General features: G+C 68.3%; 13 protein-coding genes and 2 pseudogenes. 11 read left to right on the top strand and 4 right to left on the bottom strand.

Features of this window, described 5'->3' with window-relative positions:
• Positions 1–10: 10 nt before the first annotated feature.
• The 9 genes from ngcE (at position 11) to ACIP6U_RS24930 (ending at position 12,120) form a co-directional block, all read left to right on the top strand.
• Entirely contained in the window at positions 11–1,477 is a 1,467-nt protein-coding gene (gene ngcE, locus ACIP6U_RS24970; protein ID WP_401721731.1) for an N-acetylglucosamine/diacetylchitobiose ABC transporter substrate-binding protein, read from the top strand.
• A gap of 81 nt (positions 1,478–1,558) precedes the next feature.
• Positions 1,559–2,494 carry a carbohydrate ABC transporter permease gene (locus tag ACIP6U_RS24965; RefSeq protein ID WP_401721728.1) on the top strand — a complete coding sequence of 312 codons (936 nt, stop codon included), beginning with the start codon at positions 1,559–1,561 and terminating at the stop codon, positions 2,492–2,494.
• A gap of 15 nt (positions 2,495–2,509) precedes the next feature.
• A complete protein-coding gene (locus ACIP6U_RS24960; protein ID WP_401721725.1) occupies positions 2,510–3,445 on the top strand; it encodes a carbohydrate ABC transporter permease in 936 nt (311 codons plus the stop codon).
• Between the two features lie 184 nt (positions 3,446–3,629).
• Positions 3,630–4,829, top strand: a complete 1,200-nt coding sequence (locus tag ACIP6U_RS24955; protein WP_401721722.1) for an ROK family protein — start codon at positions 3,630–3,632, stop codon at positions 4,827–4,829.
• Positions 4,830–4,962: 133 nt separating this feature from the next.
• On the top strand, positions 4,963–6,066 hold the full coding sequence (locus ACIP6U_RS24950; protein ID WP_401722345.1) for a sugar ABC transporter substrate-binding protein: 1,104 nt from the start codon (positions 4,963–4,965) through the stop codon (positions 6,064–6,066).
• A gap of 203 nt (positions 6,067–6,269) precedes the next feature.
• Complete coding sequence (locus tag ACIP6U_RS24945; protein ID WP_401721720.1) at positions 6,270–7,061, top strand: ATP-binding cassette domain-containing protein; 792 nt, start codon at positions 6,270–6,272, stop codon at positions 7,059–7,061.
• On the top strand, positions 7,058–8,350 hold the full coding sequence (locus tag ACIP6U_RS24940; RefSeq protein ID WP_401721717.1) for a sugar ABC transporter permease: 1,293 nt from the start codon (positions 7,058–7,060) through the stop codon (positions 8,348–8,350). Before ACIP6U_RS24945 ends, ACIP6U_RS24940 begins: the two co-directional genes overlap by 4 nt.
• 207 nt (positions 8,351–8,557) lie before the next feature.
• Entirely contained in the window at positions 8,558–10,477 is a 1,920-nt protein-coding gene (gene dxs, locus ACIP6U_RS24935) for a 1-deoxy-D-xylulose-5-phosphate synthase (RefSeq protein ID WP_401721716.1), read from the top strand.
• Between the two features lie 140 nt (positions 10,478–10,617).
• Positions 10,618–12,120 carry an amino acid permease gene (locus tag ACIP6U_RS24930; RefSeq protein ID WP_401721713.1) on the top strand — a complete coding sequence of 501 codons (1,503 nt, stop codon included), beginning with the start codon at positions 10,618–10,620 and terminating at the stop codon, positions 12,118–12,120.
• A 4-nt stretch (positions 12,121–12,124) separates the two neighbouring features.
• On the opposite strand, the pseudogene ACIP6U_RS24925 reads toward ACIP6U_RS24930, so the two are convergent.
• Both ACIP6U_RS24925 and ACIP6U_RS24920 read right to left on the bottom strand, forming a co-directional pair.
• Positions 12,125–12,500: pseudogene (locus ACIP6U_RS24925) on the bottom strand (NTP pyrophosphohydrolase).
• A 42-nt stretch (positions 12,501–12,542) separates the two neighbouring features.
• Positions 12,543–13,451, bottom strand: a pseudogene (locus tag ACIP6U_RS24920) (NAD(P)-dependent oxidoreductase); the annotation flags it as partial.
• A 125-nt stretch (positions 13,452–13,576) separates the two neighbouring features.
• Between ACIP6U_RS24920 and ACIP6U_RS24915 the strand changes: the two are divergent.
• Together ACIP6U_RS24915 and ACIP6U_RS24910 are read left to right on the top strand one after the other, a co-directional pair.
• Positions 13,577–14,593, top strand: coding sequence for a hypothetical protein (locus ACIP6U_RS24915; RefSeq protein WP_401721711.1), 1,017 nt, complete (start codon positions 13,577–13,579; stop codon positions 14,591–14,593).
• A gap of 215 nt (positions 14,594–14,808) precedes the next feature.
• Positions 14,809–15,285 (top strand): NAD(P)-binding domain-containing protein, encoded by a 477-nt coding sequence (locus ACIP6U_RS24910; protein ID WP_401721708.1) that lies wholly within the window; start codon positions 14,809–14,811, stop codon positions 15,283–15,285.
• Between the two features lie 49 nt (positions 15,286–15,334).
• Here the strand turns inward: ACIP6U_RS24910 and ACIP6U_RS24905 are convergent, their stop codons facing one another.
• Positions 15,335–16,768: a polysaccharide deacetylase family protein gene (locus ACIP6U_RS24905; protein WP_401721705.1), complete on the bottom strand. Its 1,434-nt coding sequence runs from the start codon at positions 16,766–16,768 to the stop codon at positions 15,335–15,337.
• A 14-nt stretch (positions 16,769–16,782) separates the two neighbouring features.
• Complete coding sequence (locus ACIP6U_RS24900; RefSeq protein ID WP_401721703.1) at positions 16,783–18,207, bottom strand: cellulose binding domain-containing protein; 1,425 nt, start codon at positions 18,205–18,207, stop codon at positions 16,783–16,785.
• Between the last annotated feature and the right edge of the window lie 41 nt (positions 18,208–18,248).

Raw genomic sequence — 18,248 nt, 5'->3', positions numbered from 1 at the left:
GGACTTGAGCATGGGATCCACTTCCGCCGAGAACAGCGGTTCCGAGAACAACGACGCGGCGGGCGTCGGCCGCCGCGATCTGATCCGGCGGTCCGCCGCACTGGGTCTGATCGCCGTACCCACGATGAGCTTCCTGTCGGCGTGTGCCAGCGGCGGCGGGGACGACGACTCGGGAGACACCAACGACAGCCAGGGCAAGACGTCCAAGTCGAACCCGTTCGGGGTGAAGAAGGGGACCAAGCTCGACGTGGTCGTCTTCAAGGGCGGTTACGGCGACGACTACGCCAAGGCGTGGGAGGCCAGCTTCAAGACGAAGTGGGGCATCACCTCCACCCACACCGGCACCCAGGAGATCACCGGCAAGCTCCAGCCGCGCTTCAACGGCGGCACCCCGCCCGACATCGTCGACGACTCCGGCGCCCAGCAGATCAAGATCGACGTCCTCAACCGCAACGGCCAACTCCTCGACCTGGCCGTGGTCCTGGACGCCCCCTCGGTCGACGACCCGTCCAAGAAGGTGCGCGACACCGTCATCCCGGGCACGCTCGACCCGGGCCTCCAGGAGGGCAAGATCGTCGCCCTCAACTACATCTACACGGTGTGGGGCCTGTGGTACTCCGGCAAGCTCTTCAAGGAGAAGGGCTGGGAGGAGCCGAAGACCTGGGCGGACTTCATCGCCGTCTGTCAGGCGGCCAAGAAGGACGGCATCGGGGGCCTGGCCCACCAGGGCAAGTACCCGTACTACATCAACGTCGCCATCATGGACATGATCGCCAAGAAGGGCGGTCTGGACGCCATGAAGGCGATCGACAACCTCGAACCCAATGCCTTCGTGGGCTCCGAGGCGGCGCAGGCGGGTGTCGAGGCGATCTACGAGATCGTCGAGAAGGGCCTGTTGATGCCCGGCACCAACGGCCTGACCCACACCGAGTCGCAGACCCGGTGGAACCAGTACAAGGCCGCCTTCATCACCTGCGGTTCCTGGCTGGAGAACGAGCAGCTCAAGCAGACGCCCGCGGACTTCGACATGAAGTTCATGCCGATGCCCGTGCTGCCCGACAGCAAGCTCCCCTTCGAGGCGATCCGGGCCGGCTCCGGCGAGCCCTTCATCATCCCGAAGAAGGCGAGCAACCTGGCCGGCGCCAAGGAGTTCATGCGGCTGATGCTCTCCAAGGAGTGGTCGACGACGTTCGCCAAGGAGGCCAACTCGCTGACCATCCTCAAGGACGGCGTCGACCCGAGCGTCAAGCTGCGCCCGGGCACCCAGTCCACGGTCGACGCGTCCAAGGCGGCCGGTGACAACACCTTCCGCTTCCTCTACACCGAGTGGTACAGCGAGATGGGCACCGCCATCGAGGCCGCGTCCAACGAGCTGATGGCCAAGCGCATCCAGCCCAAGGAGTGGCTCAAGCGCTGCCAGGCCGCGGTCGACAAGCAGGCCAAGGACCCGGCCTCGAAGAAGAACCACCGCGACTAGCAGGAGCAGCACGTCGTCCGGCACCCGCGCCCTTCCAGGAGGGCGCGGGTGCCGACCGGAGCATCAGGGGCAGGAACGCCAATGCGCAAAGGGCAGTACAGGTTCGTCGCGGGATTTCTCTTCGCTCCCGTGGCGCTCTATCTGATCTTCGTCATCTGGCCGTACATCCAGACGTTCGGCTATTCGCTCACCGACTGGCAGGGCGAGTCGCAGACCTTCAATTTCGTCGGTCTCGACAACTACCAGGCGCTTTTCCAGGACGACATCTTCCTCAAGGCGATCTGGCACAACATCCTGTTCCTGGTGTTCATCCCGGTGATCACCATTCTGCTCGCCCTCTTCTTCGCCTTCATGCTGAACGCGGGCGGGCGTTCACGCGCCGGCGGAGTGCAGGGCGTCGCCGGATCCAAGTTCTATAAAATCGTCTACTTCTTCCCGCAGGTCCTCTCGCTCGCGATTCTCGCGGTGCTGTTCAACGCGATCTACCGCAGCGACGAAGGCGGCCTGCTCAACGGTGTCCTGACGAAAATCGGGCTGGTCGACTCACAGAATCCGGTGGAATGGCTCAACGAGCCCAACCTGGTGCTGTGGGCCCTGATGCTGGTCGTCGTCTGGCACGGCGTCGGCTTCTATCTGGTGCTGTTCTCGGCCGCCATGCAGTCCATCCCGCGGGACATCTACGAGGCCGCCCTGATCGACGGCGCGAACCGCTCCCAGTCCTTCTTCCGCATCACCCTGCCCCTGCTGTGGGACTCCGTACAGACCGCCTGGGTGTACCTGGGCATCGTGGCGATGGACATGTTCGTCCTGGTCTCCTCGATGACCGCGAACATGGGCGCGTACGGCGGCGGCCCCGACCACGACAGCGAGGTCATGGCCACCGTGATGATGCGCAACTTCCTCTACTACGGGAAGAGCGGCTACGCCTGCGCCATGGGCGTCGTGATGCTCCTCCTGACCCTGGTCCTGTCCGTGGTCACGCTGCGCGCCACCCGCCGCGACCGCATCGAGTACTGAGCGGAAGAGACGACGATGAGCGCACCTCTCAAGGAGACGACCCCCGCGGGCGGCTCGGTCCCGCCCCGGCCCGCGGTCGGAAAGACCCAGGCGGCGCCCGGCGACCGGCGCGGCGAGGGCACCGTACTGAACGCCTTCTCGCACGGCTTCCTCGCCCTGTGGGGCCTGCTGATCGTGCTGCCGCTGCTGTGGCTCGTGCTGAGCTCCTTCAAGACCGACGCCCAGATCGGCGGCTCCGCCTTCGGCTGGCCGCAGCACTGGTCCTTCGACGTCTTCTCGCGGGCCTGGGACAAGGGCATCGGCGACTACTTCATCAACACAGTCATCGTTCTGGCGTTCTCCGTGCCGCTGACGATGCTGCTCGGCTCGATGGCCGCGTACGTGCTGGCGCGCTACGAGTTCTGGGGCAACCGCCTGCTGTACTACTTCTTCGTCGCGGGCGCGATGTTCCCCGTGTTCCTCGCCCTGGTCCCGCTGTTCTTCATGGTCAAACGGCTGGACATGCTGAACACGTACCAGGGTCTGATCCTGGTCTACGTCGCCTACTCGATGCCGTTCACGGTCTTCTTCATGCACGCCTTCTTCCGGACCCTGCCGACGGCCGTGCACGAGGCCGCGGTCCTGGACGGGGCCTCGCACACGCGGACGTTCTTCCAGGTCATGCTGCCCATGGCGAAGCCGGGCCTGATCAGCGTCGGCATCTTCAACACGCTGGGTCAGTGGAACCAGTTCATCCTGCCGACGGTCCTGATGCAGCCGCAGAAGGGCGGCGATCCGGAGCGCTACGTCCTCACCCAGGGCCTCATCCAGCTCCAGCAGCAACAGGGGTACGCCTCCGACCTGCCCGTGCTCTTCGCGGGCGTCACGATCGCCATGATCCCGATGCTGGTGGTCTACCTGTCCTTCCAGCGCCAGGTGCAGGCCGGCCTGACCTCTGCGACGCTGAAGTAGCACTCCGCACCCGACCGTGCGCGCGCCGCTCCCGGGTCGGGGGCGGCGCGCTCATATGTGCGGGCGCGGACCCCGATCCGGTTCAACCTCTTGACGGGAGGCAACCCGAACGGCTCAGCTTAGAGTTCACTAGTTGGACATAGACGGGGCCTCATCGAAGCGGTCCCGTGCGCAGGAGGTCGTCGTGGAGACTCCGGGGTCGCAGTCGTCACTGCACCGAGCCAACCTGGAACGGGTGGTACGGGCCGTCCGGCTGGCCGGGTCGCTCACGCAGGCGGAGATCGCCAGGACCACGGGCCTGTCGGCCGCCACGGTCTCCAACATCGTCCGGGAGTTGAAGGACGGCGGAACCGTCGAGGTCACACCCACCTCGGCCGGCGGACGCAGAGCCCGCAGCGTGTCCCTGAGCGGGGACGCCGGCATCGTGATCGGCGTCGACTTCGGGCACACGCATTTGCGCGTCGCGGTCGGGAACCTCGCCCACCAGGTGCTGGCCGAGGAGTCCGAGCCGCTGGACGTGGACGCCTCCTCGACGCAGGGCTTCGACCGGGCGGAAGAGCTGGTCAACCGCCTGATCGCGGCGACCGGCGTGGACCGCTCCAAGATCGCCGGGATCGGCCTCGGCGTACCCGGACCGATCGACGTCGAGTCCGGCACGCTGGGCTCCACGGCGATCCTGCCGGGCTGGACCGGCACCAAGCCCGCCGAGGAGCTGCGGGGGCGGCTCGGCGTGCCCGTGCACGTGGACAACGACGCCAATCTGGGTGCACTGGGCGAACTGGTCTGGGGCAGCGGCAGAGGCGTGCGTGATCTTGCATACATCAAGGTCGCGAGCGGTGTCGGGGCCGGACTGGTGATAGACGGGAAGATCTACCGCGGGCCGGGTGGGACTGCGGGAGAAATCGGACATATTACACTCGATGAATCCGGTCCCGTCTGCCGCTGCGGGAACCGGGGATGTCTGGAGACGTTCACGGCGGCGCGCTATGTCCTTCCGTTGCTCCAGTCGAGCCACGGCACCGACCTGACCATGGAGGGCGTCGTGCGCCTGGCCAGGGACGGAGACCCGGGCTGTCGTCGGGTGATCGCCGACGTCGGCCGACACATCGGCAGTGGAGTCGCCAATCTCTGCAATCTGCTGAACCCGAGCCGAGTGGTCCTTGGCGGTGATCTCGCCGAGGCCGGTGAGCTGGTGCTCGGCCCGATCAGGGAGTCTGTCGGCCGCTACGCGATCCCCAGCGCGGCACGGCAACTGTCCGTTCTCCCGGGGGCACTTGGAGGCCGTGCGGAGGTGCTCGGAGCACTCGCTCTCGCGCTCAGCGAGATGGGTGATTCGACCCTTTTGGACGGCTCGCTCGCTGCGGCGGCACCTGCCTTCACTTAGAGAACGGATGGCACCGTTGCCAACCCGTTAAGGATTTACTTCTTGACGTCGCACGTGCGGCCGAGTTGACTTCCAGCCACCTCGGCCGCAACGACGCGGCCTCGTCAGGGAGGTTTCTGAAGTGAACACGCGTATGCGTCGTGCCGCCTTTGCCGTCGCCGCCAGTGCGATGGCGGTTTCCCTCGCCGCCTGTGGCAGTGCGAAGGAATCCGGTGACAAGGCCGAGTCCTCCGACTCCGCCAGCAGCAACAAGGGCGACAACATCAAGGTCGGTCTCCTTCTCCCCGAGAACCAGACCGCGCGTTACGAGAAGTTCGACCGCCCCTTGATCGAGAAGAAGGTCAAGGAGCTCACGAACAACAAGGGCACGGTCGTCTACGCGAACGCGAAGCAGGACGCCACCACCCAGAACCAGCAGGTCGACACCATGATCACCAACAAGGTGGACGTGCTGATCGTCGACGCGGTGGACTCCGCGGCCATCAAGAGCTCGGTCCAGAAGGCCAAGGACGCCGGTATCCCGGTCGTCGCCTACGACCGTCTGGCCGAGGGTCCGATCAGCGCCTACACCTCGTTCGACAACGAGACCGTCGGCAAGACCCAGGGTGAGGCCCTCCTCACGGCGCTCGGCTCCAAGGCCAAGTCCGGCAAGATCGTCATGATGAACGGCGCGGTCACCGACCCGAACGCCGCCCTGTTCAAGAAGGGTGCTCACTCCGTCCTCGACGGCAAGGTGAACATCGGCAAGGAGTACGACACCAAGGACTGGAAGCCGGAGAACGCCAACGCCAACATGGAGGCGGCGATCTCGGCCCTGGGCAAGAAGAACATCATCGGCGTCTACTCCGCCAACGACGGCATGGCCGGCGGTATCATCACCGCCCTCAAGGCCGCCGGTCTCAACGTCCCGGTCACCGGCCAGGACGCGGAGCTCGCGGGTGTCCAGCGCATCGTCGCCGGCACGCAGTACATGAGCGTCTACAAGCCCTACCCCGAAGAGGCCAACACGGTCGCCGAGCTGGCCGTCGCCATCGCGCAGGGCAAGGACCTCGCCTCGGTCGCGCCCGACAAGGTCGACAGCCCGTCGGACAAGGGCATCCCGTCCAAGATCATCGGCGTTGTCGCGCTGACCAAGGACAACATCAAGGACACCGTCATCAAGGACGGCATCTACACGGTGGGCGACATCTGCACCTCGGCGTACGCCGCGGACTGCAAGAAGATCGGTCTTGAGTAAGTAGCCGCAAGTCCCTTTCCAGGTAGGGGAATTCGTTCTTGAATTCCCCTACACGGCTCCCTCCAGGGGGAGACGGGGACCGCACCACCCGGACTCCTCCGGCGCCCCGCACCAACAGCCCCGCAAGCTAAGCGGGGCGCCGGACGGAACATTCCCCCCAAATTTTTCTGCACAACCTCCCGCCGGGTCAGGCGGCGAAGGAGATGGTTCACGTGTCCGCTACGCCCGTGCTGGCGTTGCGCGGGGTCTCGAAGCGATTCGGTGCCGTTCAGGCGCTCACCGATGTAGAGCTCGAGGTCCACGCCGGTGAGGTGGTCGCCCTGGTGGGCGACAACGGCGCCGGAAAGTCCACGCTGGTCAAGACGATCGCCGGCGTGCATCCCATCGATGAGGGCGTCATCGAATGGGAAGGCCATGCCGTACCGATCAACAGGCCGCACGACGCCCAGCACCTGGGCGTCGCGACGGTGTACCAGGACCTCGCGCTGTGCGACAACATCGACGTCGTCGGCAACCTCTACCTGGGCCGGGAGATCCGTAAGTTCACGATCCTGGACGAGGTCGAGATGGAGCGCCGCTCCCGCGAGCTCCTCGACACGCTGTCCATCCGCATCCCCAGCGTCCGCATCCCGATCGCCTCGCTCTCGGGTGGTCAGCGCCAGACCGTGGCGATCGCCCGCTCCATGCTCGGCGAGCCCAAGCTGGTCATCCTCGACGAGCCCACCGCCGCCCTCGGTGTCGAGCAGACCGCCCAGGTGCTCGACCTCGTCGAGCGGCTGCGTGAGCGCGGTCTCGCCGTCCTGCTCATCAGCCACAACATGGCCGATGTGAAGGCGGTCGCGGACAAGGTCGCCGTCCTGCGGCTGGGCCGCAACAACGGCGTCTTCGAGGTCAAGTCGACCTCGCAGGAAGAGATCATCTCCGCCATCACCGGTGCCACGGACAACGCCGTGACCCGTCGTGCGGCGCGCAGCACTGGGGAGATCAAGAAGTGAGCATCGACAAGACGTCCCCGTCTCCCGAGGACCACGTCGTGGAGAACCCCGAGGCGGCGGCCGGTGCGGCCACCGTCGTCGACCCCCGGCTGCTGGTGCGCGAACAGGGCTTCGCGGGCTACCTCACCGAGTTCAAGCGGAAGATGAAGGCCGGTGACCTGGGCGCGATCCCGGTCGTCATCGGTCTGGCGATCATCTGGATCATCTTCCAGAGCCTCAACTCCAACTTCCTGACCGCGGGCAACCTGTCCGACATCTCCGTCGCCATGGTCGGCACGGGCATGATCGCCGTCGGCATCGTGTTCGTCCTGCTGCTCGGCGAGATCGACCTGTCGGTCGGCTCGGTCTCCGGTGTCGCGGGTGCCGCCTACGCGGTGCTCACCGTCACGCACGGCATGGCCGCGTGGCTCGCGCTGGTGCTGGCCATCCTCACCGGCACGGTCGCCGGTGCGCTGCACGGCTTCTTCTTCGCGAAGATCGGTGTCCCGGCGTTCGCCGTCACCCTGGCCGGTCTGCTCTTCTGGAACGGCTTCATGCTCCAGATCCTGGGCGACAGCGGCACGATCAACCTGGACAGCGAGGGCCTGGTGGCCAAGCTGACCGGTTACTACTTCACCGACGTGGCCGCCTCCTACGGTCTGGCCATCGCCGTCGTGGTGCTGTTCTTCGTCACCTCCTTCCTCGGCAACCGGCGCCGCGAGGCCGCCGGCGTGCCGTCGAGGCCGGTGAGCGAGACCATCCTGCGCACGGTGCTGCTGGCGATCGTGGCGTTCGCCGTCGCGGCCGTCTACAACCAGTACAAGGGCCTGCCGCTGGCCGTCGTGATCTTCGTCGGTGTGCTGCTGCTCACGGACTTCGTGCTCCGCCGCACCACCTACGGCCGCAAGATCTTCGCCCTCGGCGGCAGCGTCGAGGCCTCCCGGCGTGCCGGTATCAACGTGGACATGATCCGGATCTCGGTCTTCGCGATCTCCGGCACGTTCGCCGCGATCGGCGGTCTGTTCATCGCCTCGAAGATCGCCTCCGCCAACCAGGGCGCCGGCGGCGGTGACCTCCTGATGAACGCGATCGCCGCGGCGGTCATCGGTGGTACGTCGCTGTTCGGTGGCCGTGGCCGCACCTGGAACGCCCTGCTGGGTGTCCTCGTGATCGTCTCGATCCAGTACGGCCTGGCCCTGGAGGGCATCGCCTCCCCGGTCCAGTACATGATCACCGGTGGCGTGCTGCTGGCGACCGTCGTCATCGACGCGGTCACCCGGAAGACGCAGAAGACGGCGGGACGCGCGTAACGGTCCCACCTGAGCACGACAATGCCCGGCACCCCGCAGGTGCCGGGCATTGTCGTGCCCCGAAGAAAACCGGTCGGGTCATAGGTAAAGGTGTTCTTGGGTACAGCCGATCGCGTGACGTACGACGCACAGCCCGGGCGCGGTCCGCAAAGACGGAACATTAGACTCGACAAGCCCGGCGACAGCTTTTACTGCAAGGAGGCACGGGTGCCGCTGCTGACCCGCATCACGGGACCGCGCGATCTGGACCGGCTCAGCCTGGAGCAGCTGGACCAGCTGGCCGAGGAGATCCGGACCTTCCTGGTCGACGCGGTCTCCAAGACCGGCGGCCACCTCGGCCCCAACCTCGGGGTGGTCGAGCTGACCCTCGCCCTGCACCGCGTCTTCGAGTCCCCGAAGGACCGGGTGCTGTGGGACACCGGGCACCAGTCCTACGTGCACAAGCTGCTCACCGGCCGCCAGGACTTCTCGAAGCTGAAGATGAAGGGCGGCCTCTCGGGCTACCCCTCGCAGGCCGAGTCCGAGCACGACGTCATCGAGAACAGCCACGCCTCCACCGTCCTCGGCTGGGCCGACGGCCTCGCGAAGGCCAACCAGATCCTCGAACGCGACGACCACGTGGTCGCCGTGATCGGTGACGGCGCCCTCACCGGCGGCATGGCCTGGGAGGCGCTGAACAACATCGCCGCCGCCAAGGACCGCCCCCTGGTGATCGTCGTCAACGACAACGAGCGGTCCTACGCACCGACCATCGGCGGCCTCGCGAACCACCTGGCGACCCTGCGGACCACCGACGGCTACGAGCGCTTCCTGGCCCGCGGCAAGGACCTCCTGGGGCGCACTCCGGTCGTCGGCAAGCCCCTCTACGAGACGCTGCACGGCGCGAAGAAGGGTCTGAAGGACTTCATCGCCCCGCAGGGCATGTTCGAGGACCTCGGCCTGAAGTACGTCGGCCCCATCGACGGCCACGACATCGAGGCCCTGGAGTCGGCGCTCGCCCGCGCCAAGCGCTTCGGCGGTCCGGTCATCGTGCACTGCCTCACCGAGAAGGGCCGCGGCTACCAGCCCGCCCTCCAGGACGAGGCCGACCGCTTCCACGGCATCGGCCCCATCCACCCCGACACCGGCCTGCCGATCAAGGCCTCCGGCGCCGACTGGACCTCCGTCTTCGGCGACGAGATGGTCGCGCTCGGCAAGGAGCGCGAGGACATCGTCGCGATCACCGCCGCGATGCTCCAGCCGGTCGGCCTGAAGAAGTTCGCGGACGCCTTCCCGGACCGGATCTACGACGTCGGCATCGCCGAGCAGCACGGCGCCGTCTCCGCGGCCGGCCTCGCCACCGGCGGGGTGCACCCCGTCTTCGCCGTCTACGCCACCTTCCTCAACCGCGCCTTCGACCAGGTCCTCATGGACGTGGCCCTGCACAAGTGCGGGGTCACCTTCGTCCTGGACCGGGCCGGCGTCACCGGCACCGACGGCGCCTCCCACAACGGCATGTGGGACATGTCGATCCTCCAGGTCGTCCCCGGCCTCCGGCTCGCCGCCCCGCGCGACGCCGACCAGGTCCGCGCCCAGCTGCGCGAGGCAGTCCAGGTCAAGGACGCGCCGACCGTGGTGCGCTTCTCCAAGGGCGCCGTCGGCCCTGCCGTGGCCGCCGTCGGACGCGTCGGCGGCATGGACGTCCTGCGCGAGCCCGGCACCGACACGCCCGACGTGCTCCTGGTCTCCGTGGGCGCCCTCGCCCCCATGTGCCTGGAGATCGCCGGTCTCCTCGACCAGCAGGGCATCTCCACCACCGTCGTCGACCCGCGTTGGGTCAAACCGGTGGACGAGGCCATGGCCCCGCTCGCCGAGCGGCACCGCGTGGTCGTCACCGTCGAGGACAACAGCCGTGTCGGCGGCGTCGGTTCGGCGATCGCGCAGGCCCTGCGCGACGGGGGCGTCGACGTCCCGCTGCGCGACTTCGGCATCCCGCCGCGCTTCCTCGACCACGCCTCCCGCGCCGAGGTGATGGCGGAGATCGGCCTCACCGCACCCGACATCGCCCGCCAGGTCACCGGGCTGGTCTCCAAGCTGGACGGGCGCTACGACACCGCGGCCAGCGAGGTCGAACCCGCACGGGACTGACGTACACCGAGATGGGCCACTTTCCCCACCGGCAAGGGTGGTGAAAGTGGCCCATCCGCGTGAATCCGCTCGCGCCGGGGCATACGGACTACGCCCCCTCTCGATCATGTCGAGGACGACACAGCGTGGGAGGTACGCCCGTGAGCAACGCCCTCTTCAGGACGAAGAACATCGAGCAGTCCATCAAGGACACCGAGGATCCCGAACACTCACTCAGAAAGTCCCTGTCGGCACTGGATCTGACGGTGTTCGGCGTCGGGGTCATCATCGGCACCGGCATCTTCGTCCTCACCGGCACGGCCGCCAAGAACACCGCGGGACCCGCCGTCTCCCTCTCCTTCGTCGTCGCCGGAGTGGTCTGCGGCCTCGCCGCCCTCTGTTACGCCGAATTCGCCTCGACGGTCCCGGTCGCGGGCTCGGCGTACACCTTCTCGTACGCCTCGCTCGGTGAGTTCCCCGCCTGGATCATCGGCTGGGACCTGGTCCTCGAACTGGCCCTGGGAACGGCGGTGGTGGCCGTCGGCTGGTCCGGCTACATCGCCTCGCTGCTGGACAACGCGGGCTGGCACCTGCCCGAGGCGCTCAGCGGCCGGGACGGCGCCTCCGGGTTCGGCTTCGACATCCTCGCCGCCGCCCTGGTGCTGCTGCTGACCGCCATCCTCGTGGTCGGCATGAAGCTCTCCGCGCGGGTCACCACCGTCGTCGTCGCCATCAAGGTGGCCGTCGTCCTCGTCGTCATCATCGCCGGCGCCTTCTTCGTCAAGAGCGGCAACTACGACCCGTTCATCCCCAAGGCGCAGGCCGTGGAGGCGGGCGGCAACCTTCAAGCACCGCTGATCCAGCTGATGTTCGGCTGGGCGCCCTCCGACTTCGGCGTCATGGGCATCTTCACCGCCGCGTCCGTCGTCTTCTTCGCCTTCATCGGCTTCGACGTCGTGGCCACCGCCGCCGAGGAGACCCGCAACCCGCAGCGGGACGTGCCGCGCGGCATCATCGGCTCCCTGATCATCTGCACCACGCTCTACGTCGCCGTGTCGATCGTGGTCACCGGCATGCAGAAGTACAGCTCGCTGTCGATCGACGCCCCGCTCGCCGACGCCTTCAAGGCCACCGGACACCCCTGGTTCGCGGGCCTGATCAGCTTCGGCGCGGCGGTGGGCCTGACGACCGTCTGCATGATCCTGCTCCTGGGCCAGTCCCGGGTGTTCTTCGCGATGAGCCGCGACGGGCTGCTGCCGCGGTTCTTCTCGCACACCCACCCGAGGTTCCGCACCCCGTACCGGCCGACCATCCTGCTCGGCGTGGTCATCGCGATCGTGGCCGGCTTCACCAGCCTCAGCGAACTGGCCGAACTGGTGAACATCGGCACGCTCTTCGCCTTCATCATCGTCGCGGTCAGCGTCATCATCCTGCGCCGGACCCGCCCCGACCTGGAGCGCTCCTTCCGCACCCCGCTGGTGCCGGCCCTGCCGATCGTCTCGGTGCTCGCCTCGCTGTGGCTGATGCTCAACCTGCCCGCCGAGACCTGGCTCCGCTTCGCCATCTGGATGGCCATCGGCTTCGTCGTGTACTTCTTCTACGGCCGCACCCACAGCGGCCTCGCCAAGGCGGGCGCCCCCGCCCCGGAGAGCGCCGGCAAGTAGCCCGTCACGTCGGCCGGACCGTGCGCGGACCCGTGACCCGCGCGCCCAACTCCGTGACCCTGCGCCGCAGTTCACGGTCCGCGGTCACGACCAGCACGGTGCGGTCACCGGCCCGCGCGACCAGGTCGACCATGTGGTCGTCACCGCTGCCCGGCGCCGACTCGACGCCGACGCCGGGCACGGACTCCACCCCGCGGGCCGAGCCCTCGACCACGAGGACGATCTCCACGGGACCGGTGTGGCCGGGGAGACCGTCGGCCGCGAGCCGGTCCCGCAGCCGTTCCGCGGCCCCCCCGCCGGTCCCGCCACCAGCCGTCGGGCACCGACCCGACGACGTTGGCGGCGTCGACGATCAGGAGCAGGGGAGCGTTCTCGTCCATACGGCCAGGTTCGCACGGCCGCCGCTCACCGGGGGACCGCCCTCATTGCGCCGGCTTCTCCTCGAAGCTCGCGAAGTACGCCGCGGCCATGTCCTCGTCCGCGTGCCCCTGCGCCGCCGCCCGCTCCATGCGCTCGGCGCTCGCGGCGGCCACGTCCAGGCGTACGCCGTGCTGCCGGCCGGCCTCGACGATCAGCCGGGCGTCCTTGCCGGCGGTGACGACCGCGAACTGGGCCGGGGTCAGCCGCTCCTCCAGGATCATCGCCGCCTTCGCCTTGAGATAGCCCATGTCGAGCGGGCCCCCGGCGATGAGGTCGAAGAAGTGCTGCGGGTCGACGTCGAGGGCCTGCGAGAGGGCCAGCACCTCACCGGTCGCCGCCGTGGCCGCGAGCACCCAGCTGTTGGCCACCAGCTTCAGCCGGGTGGCGGTGCCGGCCGCGCCGTCCTCGCCCGTCCACTGCGTACGCGCGCCTACCGCTTCGAAAACAGGCTCGACCAGCGCCCGTCCCTCGACCGGACCGGCCGCCAGCACGGTCAGCAGACCGGCCTCCGCGGGCTGCCGGGTGCCGAGCACGGGAGCGTCGTAGAAGACCAGTCCGTGCTCGTGGGCGAGCGCGGCCAGCTCGGCGACCCCGTCGAGTCCCGCGGTGGTCGACTGCACCCAGGCGACACCGGGGCGCAGCGCGGGAGCCGCCTCGCGGACGACGTCGAGGGTGCTGGGACCGTCGTAGAGCATGGTCAGGATCACATCGGCGCCCTCGACCGTCTCGGCGGGCGTGTCGGTGACCCGGACGCCGTCGGCGGTGAGCGGCTCGGCCTTGGCGCGGGTGCGGTTCCAGGCGCGGACGGTGTGTCCGGCGCGGGCGAGGTTGCGGGCCATCGCGGCCCCCATGATGCCCGTGCCCAGGACACCCACGGTGAGCTTGTCGGTCATGAGGTCGACTTCCTTCTCGTACGGCGTCTGCTGGGCACCAGCCTGCCTCCTCGGCGTTGCTCGCCCCCACCCGACCGGCCGTACGCGGGTGACCGGCCGGGGCCGGGCCGCGCGGAGCGGCGGGCGCCGCTTAGAGTGAACCGGTGAACGGCGACTGGTTCATACGCGGCCGCGACGGCCGGCTCAGTGTCTACCTGCCGACGGACGAGGCCCTCCTGTGCCGGGCGGAGCGCCTGCCGGGCGGCCCCTGGGCATCCGCGCAGAAGGTCGGCGGCGGCCAGAAGCTGACGGCGGTCCCCGCGGTCGGCCACGGCGCCAACGCCTATGCCCATCTGGTCTCCTGGCGGCCCACCGTCGCCGGCGAGGCGGGCCTGGTGCACTCCACCCACTACCGGCCCCGGCTCGCCGCCCTGGACTGGGTGCCGATCGGGCACCCGAACAAGAAGGGCGCCGTCACCGGTACGCCCGCCGTCGCGGTGGACGCCCAGGGCCGCGCCCATGTCTTCGTGCGCAACCGAGGGCTCGGGGTGAGCATGCTCGGCCAGAAGGAGAAGGGCGGCTGGGGTCCCTGGCGCGACCTCAAGGGGAGCAGGGTCGAGGAGGACCTGGCGGCGGTGACGGGGGAGTCGGGGCTCGTCGAGCTGTACGCGGCCGTCCCCGGCGGCATCGTGCACTGGCGGCAGGAGAAGGCGGGCGCGACACCCGTGCTGACGGAGGCCCTGGAGACCCCGGTGCGCCCGGGCAGCCTGTACGCCCTCGCCACCTCGCCCGAGAGCACCACGCTCTTCTACACCGACCAGTCGGGCGACCTGTGCGCCTGGCGCCCCGGCGGCAAGCCGGCCGCGCTGCTGTCCTCCGCCGGACCCGGCCGGGTCTGTGCCGTGCGCTGCGAACTGGACGGCCACGACTGCACGTTGATCGCCCAGCGCTCGACGAGCGGGCGGGTCGCCTTCGCCGCCTACCCGACCGAACTGGAGTCGGCGGGCGCCTGGTGGACCGAGTCGGGGCCCCAACTCCCCGCGGACGCCGAGGTGTCGCTCGCGGTGGACGAGGAGGACCGGGTGGTGGCGGCGACGCTGTCCCCGTCGACGGGACAGTTGCTGCTCACCCGCCGCAAGGACGAACCGGGCCTCGCGCTCGAGGCCTGGCGAGCGGTGTGAGCCCTTCCGCTTAGTGGCTCTCGGTAACAGGGGACACACAACGTGCGTCGAGGGTTGTACGAATACTGACGTGACAAGGCGCACTTTGAGCGGTGTAGTGAGTTTGTGAAGGCCTTGTTAGCCTTCCTTGAACTGAACTTGTTCGAAATGCGCGCGGGCGACCACATGGCGCCCGCGCTTGTCTGTGCCGTGCCAACGGGGTAGGGAATGATGTCGTGAGCAGATCCTCCACGGTGGATCTTGTTGTTGTAGGGCTCGGTTACGTGGGTCTTCCCCTGGCCCGCTCGGCCGCGGCGGCCGGACTGAGAGTCGTCGGCCTCGACCGCAACCGCACCGTCGTCGACGGCCTGAACGCCGGCCGCTCCCACGTGGACGACATCATGGACGCCGAGGTCGCCGCGATGCTCGGCCAGGGCTTCGAGGCCGTCGACCGTCCCGAGGTCATCGCCGAGTCCGCCGCCGTCGTGATCTGCGTGCCGACCCCGCTGACCGAGTACGGCTCACCGGACCTCGGCGCGGTCCACGCGGCCGTCGGGGACATCGCCGCCCACCTCGTGCCGGGCAGCAGGGCGGCTATCCGCAGCAACAGCAGTGGCAGAACGGCCCCGACGGGCAAGGCGAGTACGACTACGTCGATCCCGCCTGGCAGCACAACCAGGGCCAGGGGCAGGGCTGGTGAGACGGTGACATGAAGAAGGGGGCGACTCGGTCGCCCCCTTCTTCATGTCCGGCTCCTCTTCCCTACGTGTAGTACTCCATCGCCTCGGCGACCGTGACCACCGGAATGCCCCAGTCGGAGATCGCCTTCATCAGCGTCCCGAGACCCGTCCTGCTGATCTCCGTACTGGCGGCGGGAGCCGCGTCCACCACCCGGTGCAGACAGAGGATCAGCCAGTCGCCGCTGTTGGCGCACCGGTCGAGCCGCCCGCCCGCCGCCGTCAGGTTCGACAGCGCCGTACCGCCGATCCCCGAGCCGTCGTTGATGCCCGTCAGCGCCTTGAGCCGGTACGGCATCGCCGGGGCGAAGGACTCGATGGTCTCGGAGATGATCGAGCGGGCCGTGGTGAAGTGCCGGCCCGCGATCTGGTCGACCGGCACGCCGTCCTTGGTCTTCTCGAACGCTCCGTGCGGATAGGCGAAGTGCTCGCTGCTGAAGCCGTTGCCCACCATCCACTCGCGCAGGGTGCGCAGGTCGTCGTCCACCTGCTGTGCGGTCAACTGGCTGTAGCTCGCGGTGTGCGCGCTCGTCGCGTACGCGTGCCCGCCCATCTCCCAGCCCGAGAAGTTCTGCATGGACCGCATCTGATCGAGCGTCAGAAAGCTGCCGGTGCCGATCGCGTCGGCGATGTTGTAGACGGTGCCGGAGAAGCCGTACGTGTCCATCACGGGTCGGGCGAGGCCGTGGACGGACGTGTGCGAGTCGTCGAAGGTGATCGAGACGACGCCCTTGGGGAAGACGGACGCGGTGTCGGGGATCAGCTCGACGGTCTGGAGGTGGTACGTCACCGGGCCGCCCGCGTTGTCGTACACGGCGAACGACATGTCCGTGAAGCCCGTCGTGGTGGACGGCACCCCGGTGGAGGAGAGCGGGTACGTCCCGGCGGCGCTCGTGACGTCGGCCCACTGGAGGTGGACGGTCACCCACTCACCGGACTGGACGTAGTTCGTCGACGTCGTGGAGTGCGTGTGGAACTGCCACAGGAAGTAGTTCGCGAGCGAGCCGCTGCCCAGGTAGAAGGACAGCTTCGAGAGGTTCGTGACGTCGTCGACGCGGAACACGAGCCGAATCGCCTTACCGGTCAGGCTCGTTGACGTGCCGCCCAGCTTGCGGACGTAACTCTGCTTGCCCGCACCCGTGGTGGTCACCCGTACCGACTGGGTGCCGCGCACGAACAGCGAAGTGTCGTTCACGTCCGCGGAGGCGGTACCGGTGCCGGCACCGCTCCAGCCGTGCCCGGACTGGAACTGCTGGGACCAGGTGGCCCGCCGGTGTCTCGGGCGACGGCCCGAAGGCGCGTACGTCGGTGGGGTGTTGAGGTCCGCGAGACCGGCGGCGACCGCCGGGGTGCCGCTCACCAGGGTGCCGCCGGCCGTGACCAGACCCCCGGCCCCGGCCAGTCGCAGAGCGGACCGGCGGCTGAACCCGCGTGCTGTGCGGGCCTGTTCGTGACTCATCCGTACCCCCCAGGTCAGGACGTGGTGTTGAAGTAGTTCAGGCCGCTCTGGCTGTAGTCCTTGACCGCCGCGTCGACGTCGTCGAGGGACAGCGCGTCCTTGGCGTTGTAGTAGAGCCAGTCGACCTTCATGTCCCAGGCCCGCTCGCCGCTCTTGAACGGCAGGTCGATGAACCAGGTGTTGAAGTTCACCGACATGCCCGCGCGCGGGGCGTACTTGCCGCTGGTGGAGTAGATCTTCTTGCCGTCGACCCGGTAGGTCACCACATCGCCGTCCACCGTCATCACGACGGTGTGCCAGCCGGCCAGGCTCTTGAGCGTCGTGTTGTACACCCGGTCGTCGACGGTGTGCCAGGTGACGTTGTCGAGCTTGGGCCCGTACCGCCCCCAACCACCGTTCGGCATGTACTCGTTGTCGAGTTCGCTGTACGAGCTGCCCTTGCCGCCGATGGTGTAGAAGGTCTGGTTGACGTGGTCGCCGTTCTTGCCGGCCGTGGGGTCGTCGCTGAAGTGGATCCGGGCGGCGTACGTGCCCGCGCGGAACTCCCGTCCGGCCGTGCCGACGCTCGCCTGCTTCGTGCCCTTCTTGGTGCCGTCCGTGCTGGCCCGCAGATTGAGCACCTGTCCGTCGCCCAGCGCGTCCTTCGCGGACGGGAAGCTCACCCCGTCGGCCGACCACGTGTCGTCGATGCCGGGACCGCCGTCACTGGTGCGTACGAGCCAGCCGTGCTTGAAGAGCGCGGGGTCCTTGGGACCGGTGTAGTGGAAGTTGTCGAACAGGACGTCCTCGGGCAGCACCGGCGCCGCGTCGGCCGCGGCGGCCTTCGCCGACTTGTCGTCCCCGTCCGGCTTCTTCCCGTCCGGCTCCTCGCCCCAGGCGAGCACACCGCGCTTGTACGCGGTCACCGTCTTCGACTCCTCGTACGTGGCCTTCTCCGCGTCGAAGGACCGGTCGTCGGACTGCTTCAGCTTCTCGTGGTCGACGCGGTACAGCTGGACGTCGATGCCCTTGCTGTTGGCGCCCGGCTTCAGAGTGCCCGCCGCGTCCGTGAACCTGAGCTCCAGGTAGTGGTCGGCGGTCTCCGTCGGCTCGGTCAGCTCGGTCACGGTGCCCGCGATGTTCGAGCAGCCGACGGCCGCCTGGACGCAGTTGAAGGCGTACGAGCCGCCGTCCGCGGTGAAGTAGTAGCGCAGCGCCACGTCGCTCAGCGGCAGCGGCTTCTTCGACTCGTTGAAGATCTCGAGGGACGGCTCGGCCGCGGCGGCCGTCGCCGGCGTCGCGGTCCGGTACCGGACGGTGAGCTCGGGCGGGTCCGGGTTCGCCTTGCGCCAGATCGGATACAGCGCCGTGGCGCCCGCGGCCACGACGGCAACGAGAAGCAACAGCTTGACCTTGGGCCACACCCGACGTCGGGGTTGTTGGCGGCGGGTGGACGCCACGGAAAATCCTCCGCGAGAAAGAGGAGACGTTCCGATCCGGC

The sequence above is a fragment of the Streptomyces sp. NPDC088794 genome (genome assembly GCF_044750545.1).
In the GTDB taxonomy this organism is placed as follows: domain Bacteria; phylum Actinomycetota; class Actinomycetes; order Streptomycetales; family Streptomycetaceae; genus Streptomyces.
The sequence above is the reverse complement of the archived record's forward strand: the minus strand, read 5'-3'. Positions and strand labels throughout refer to the sequence as shown.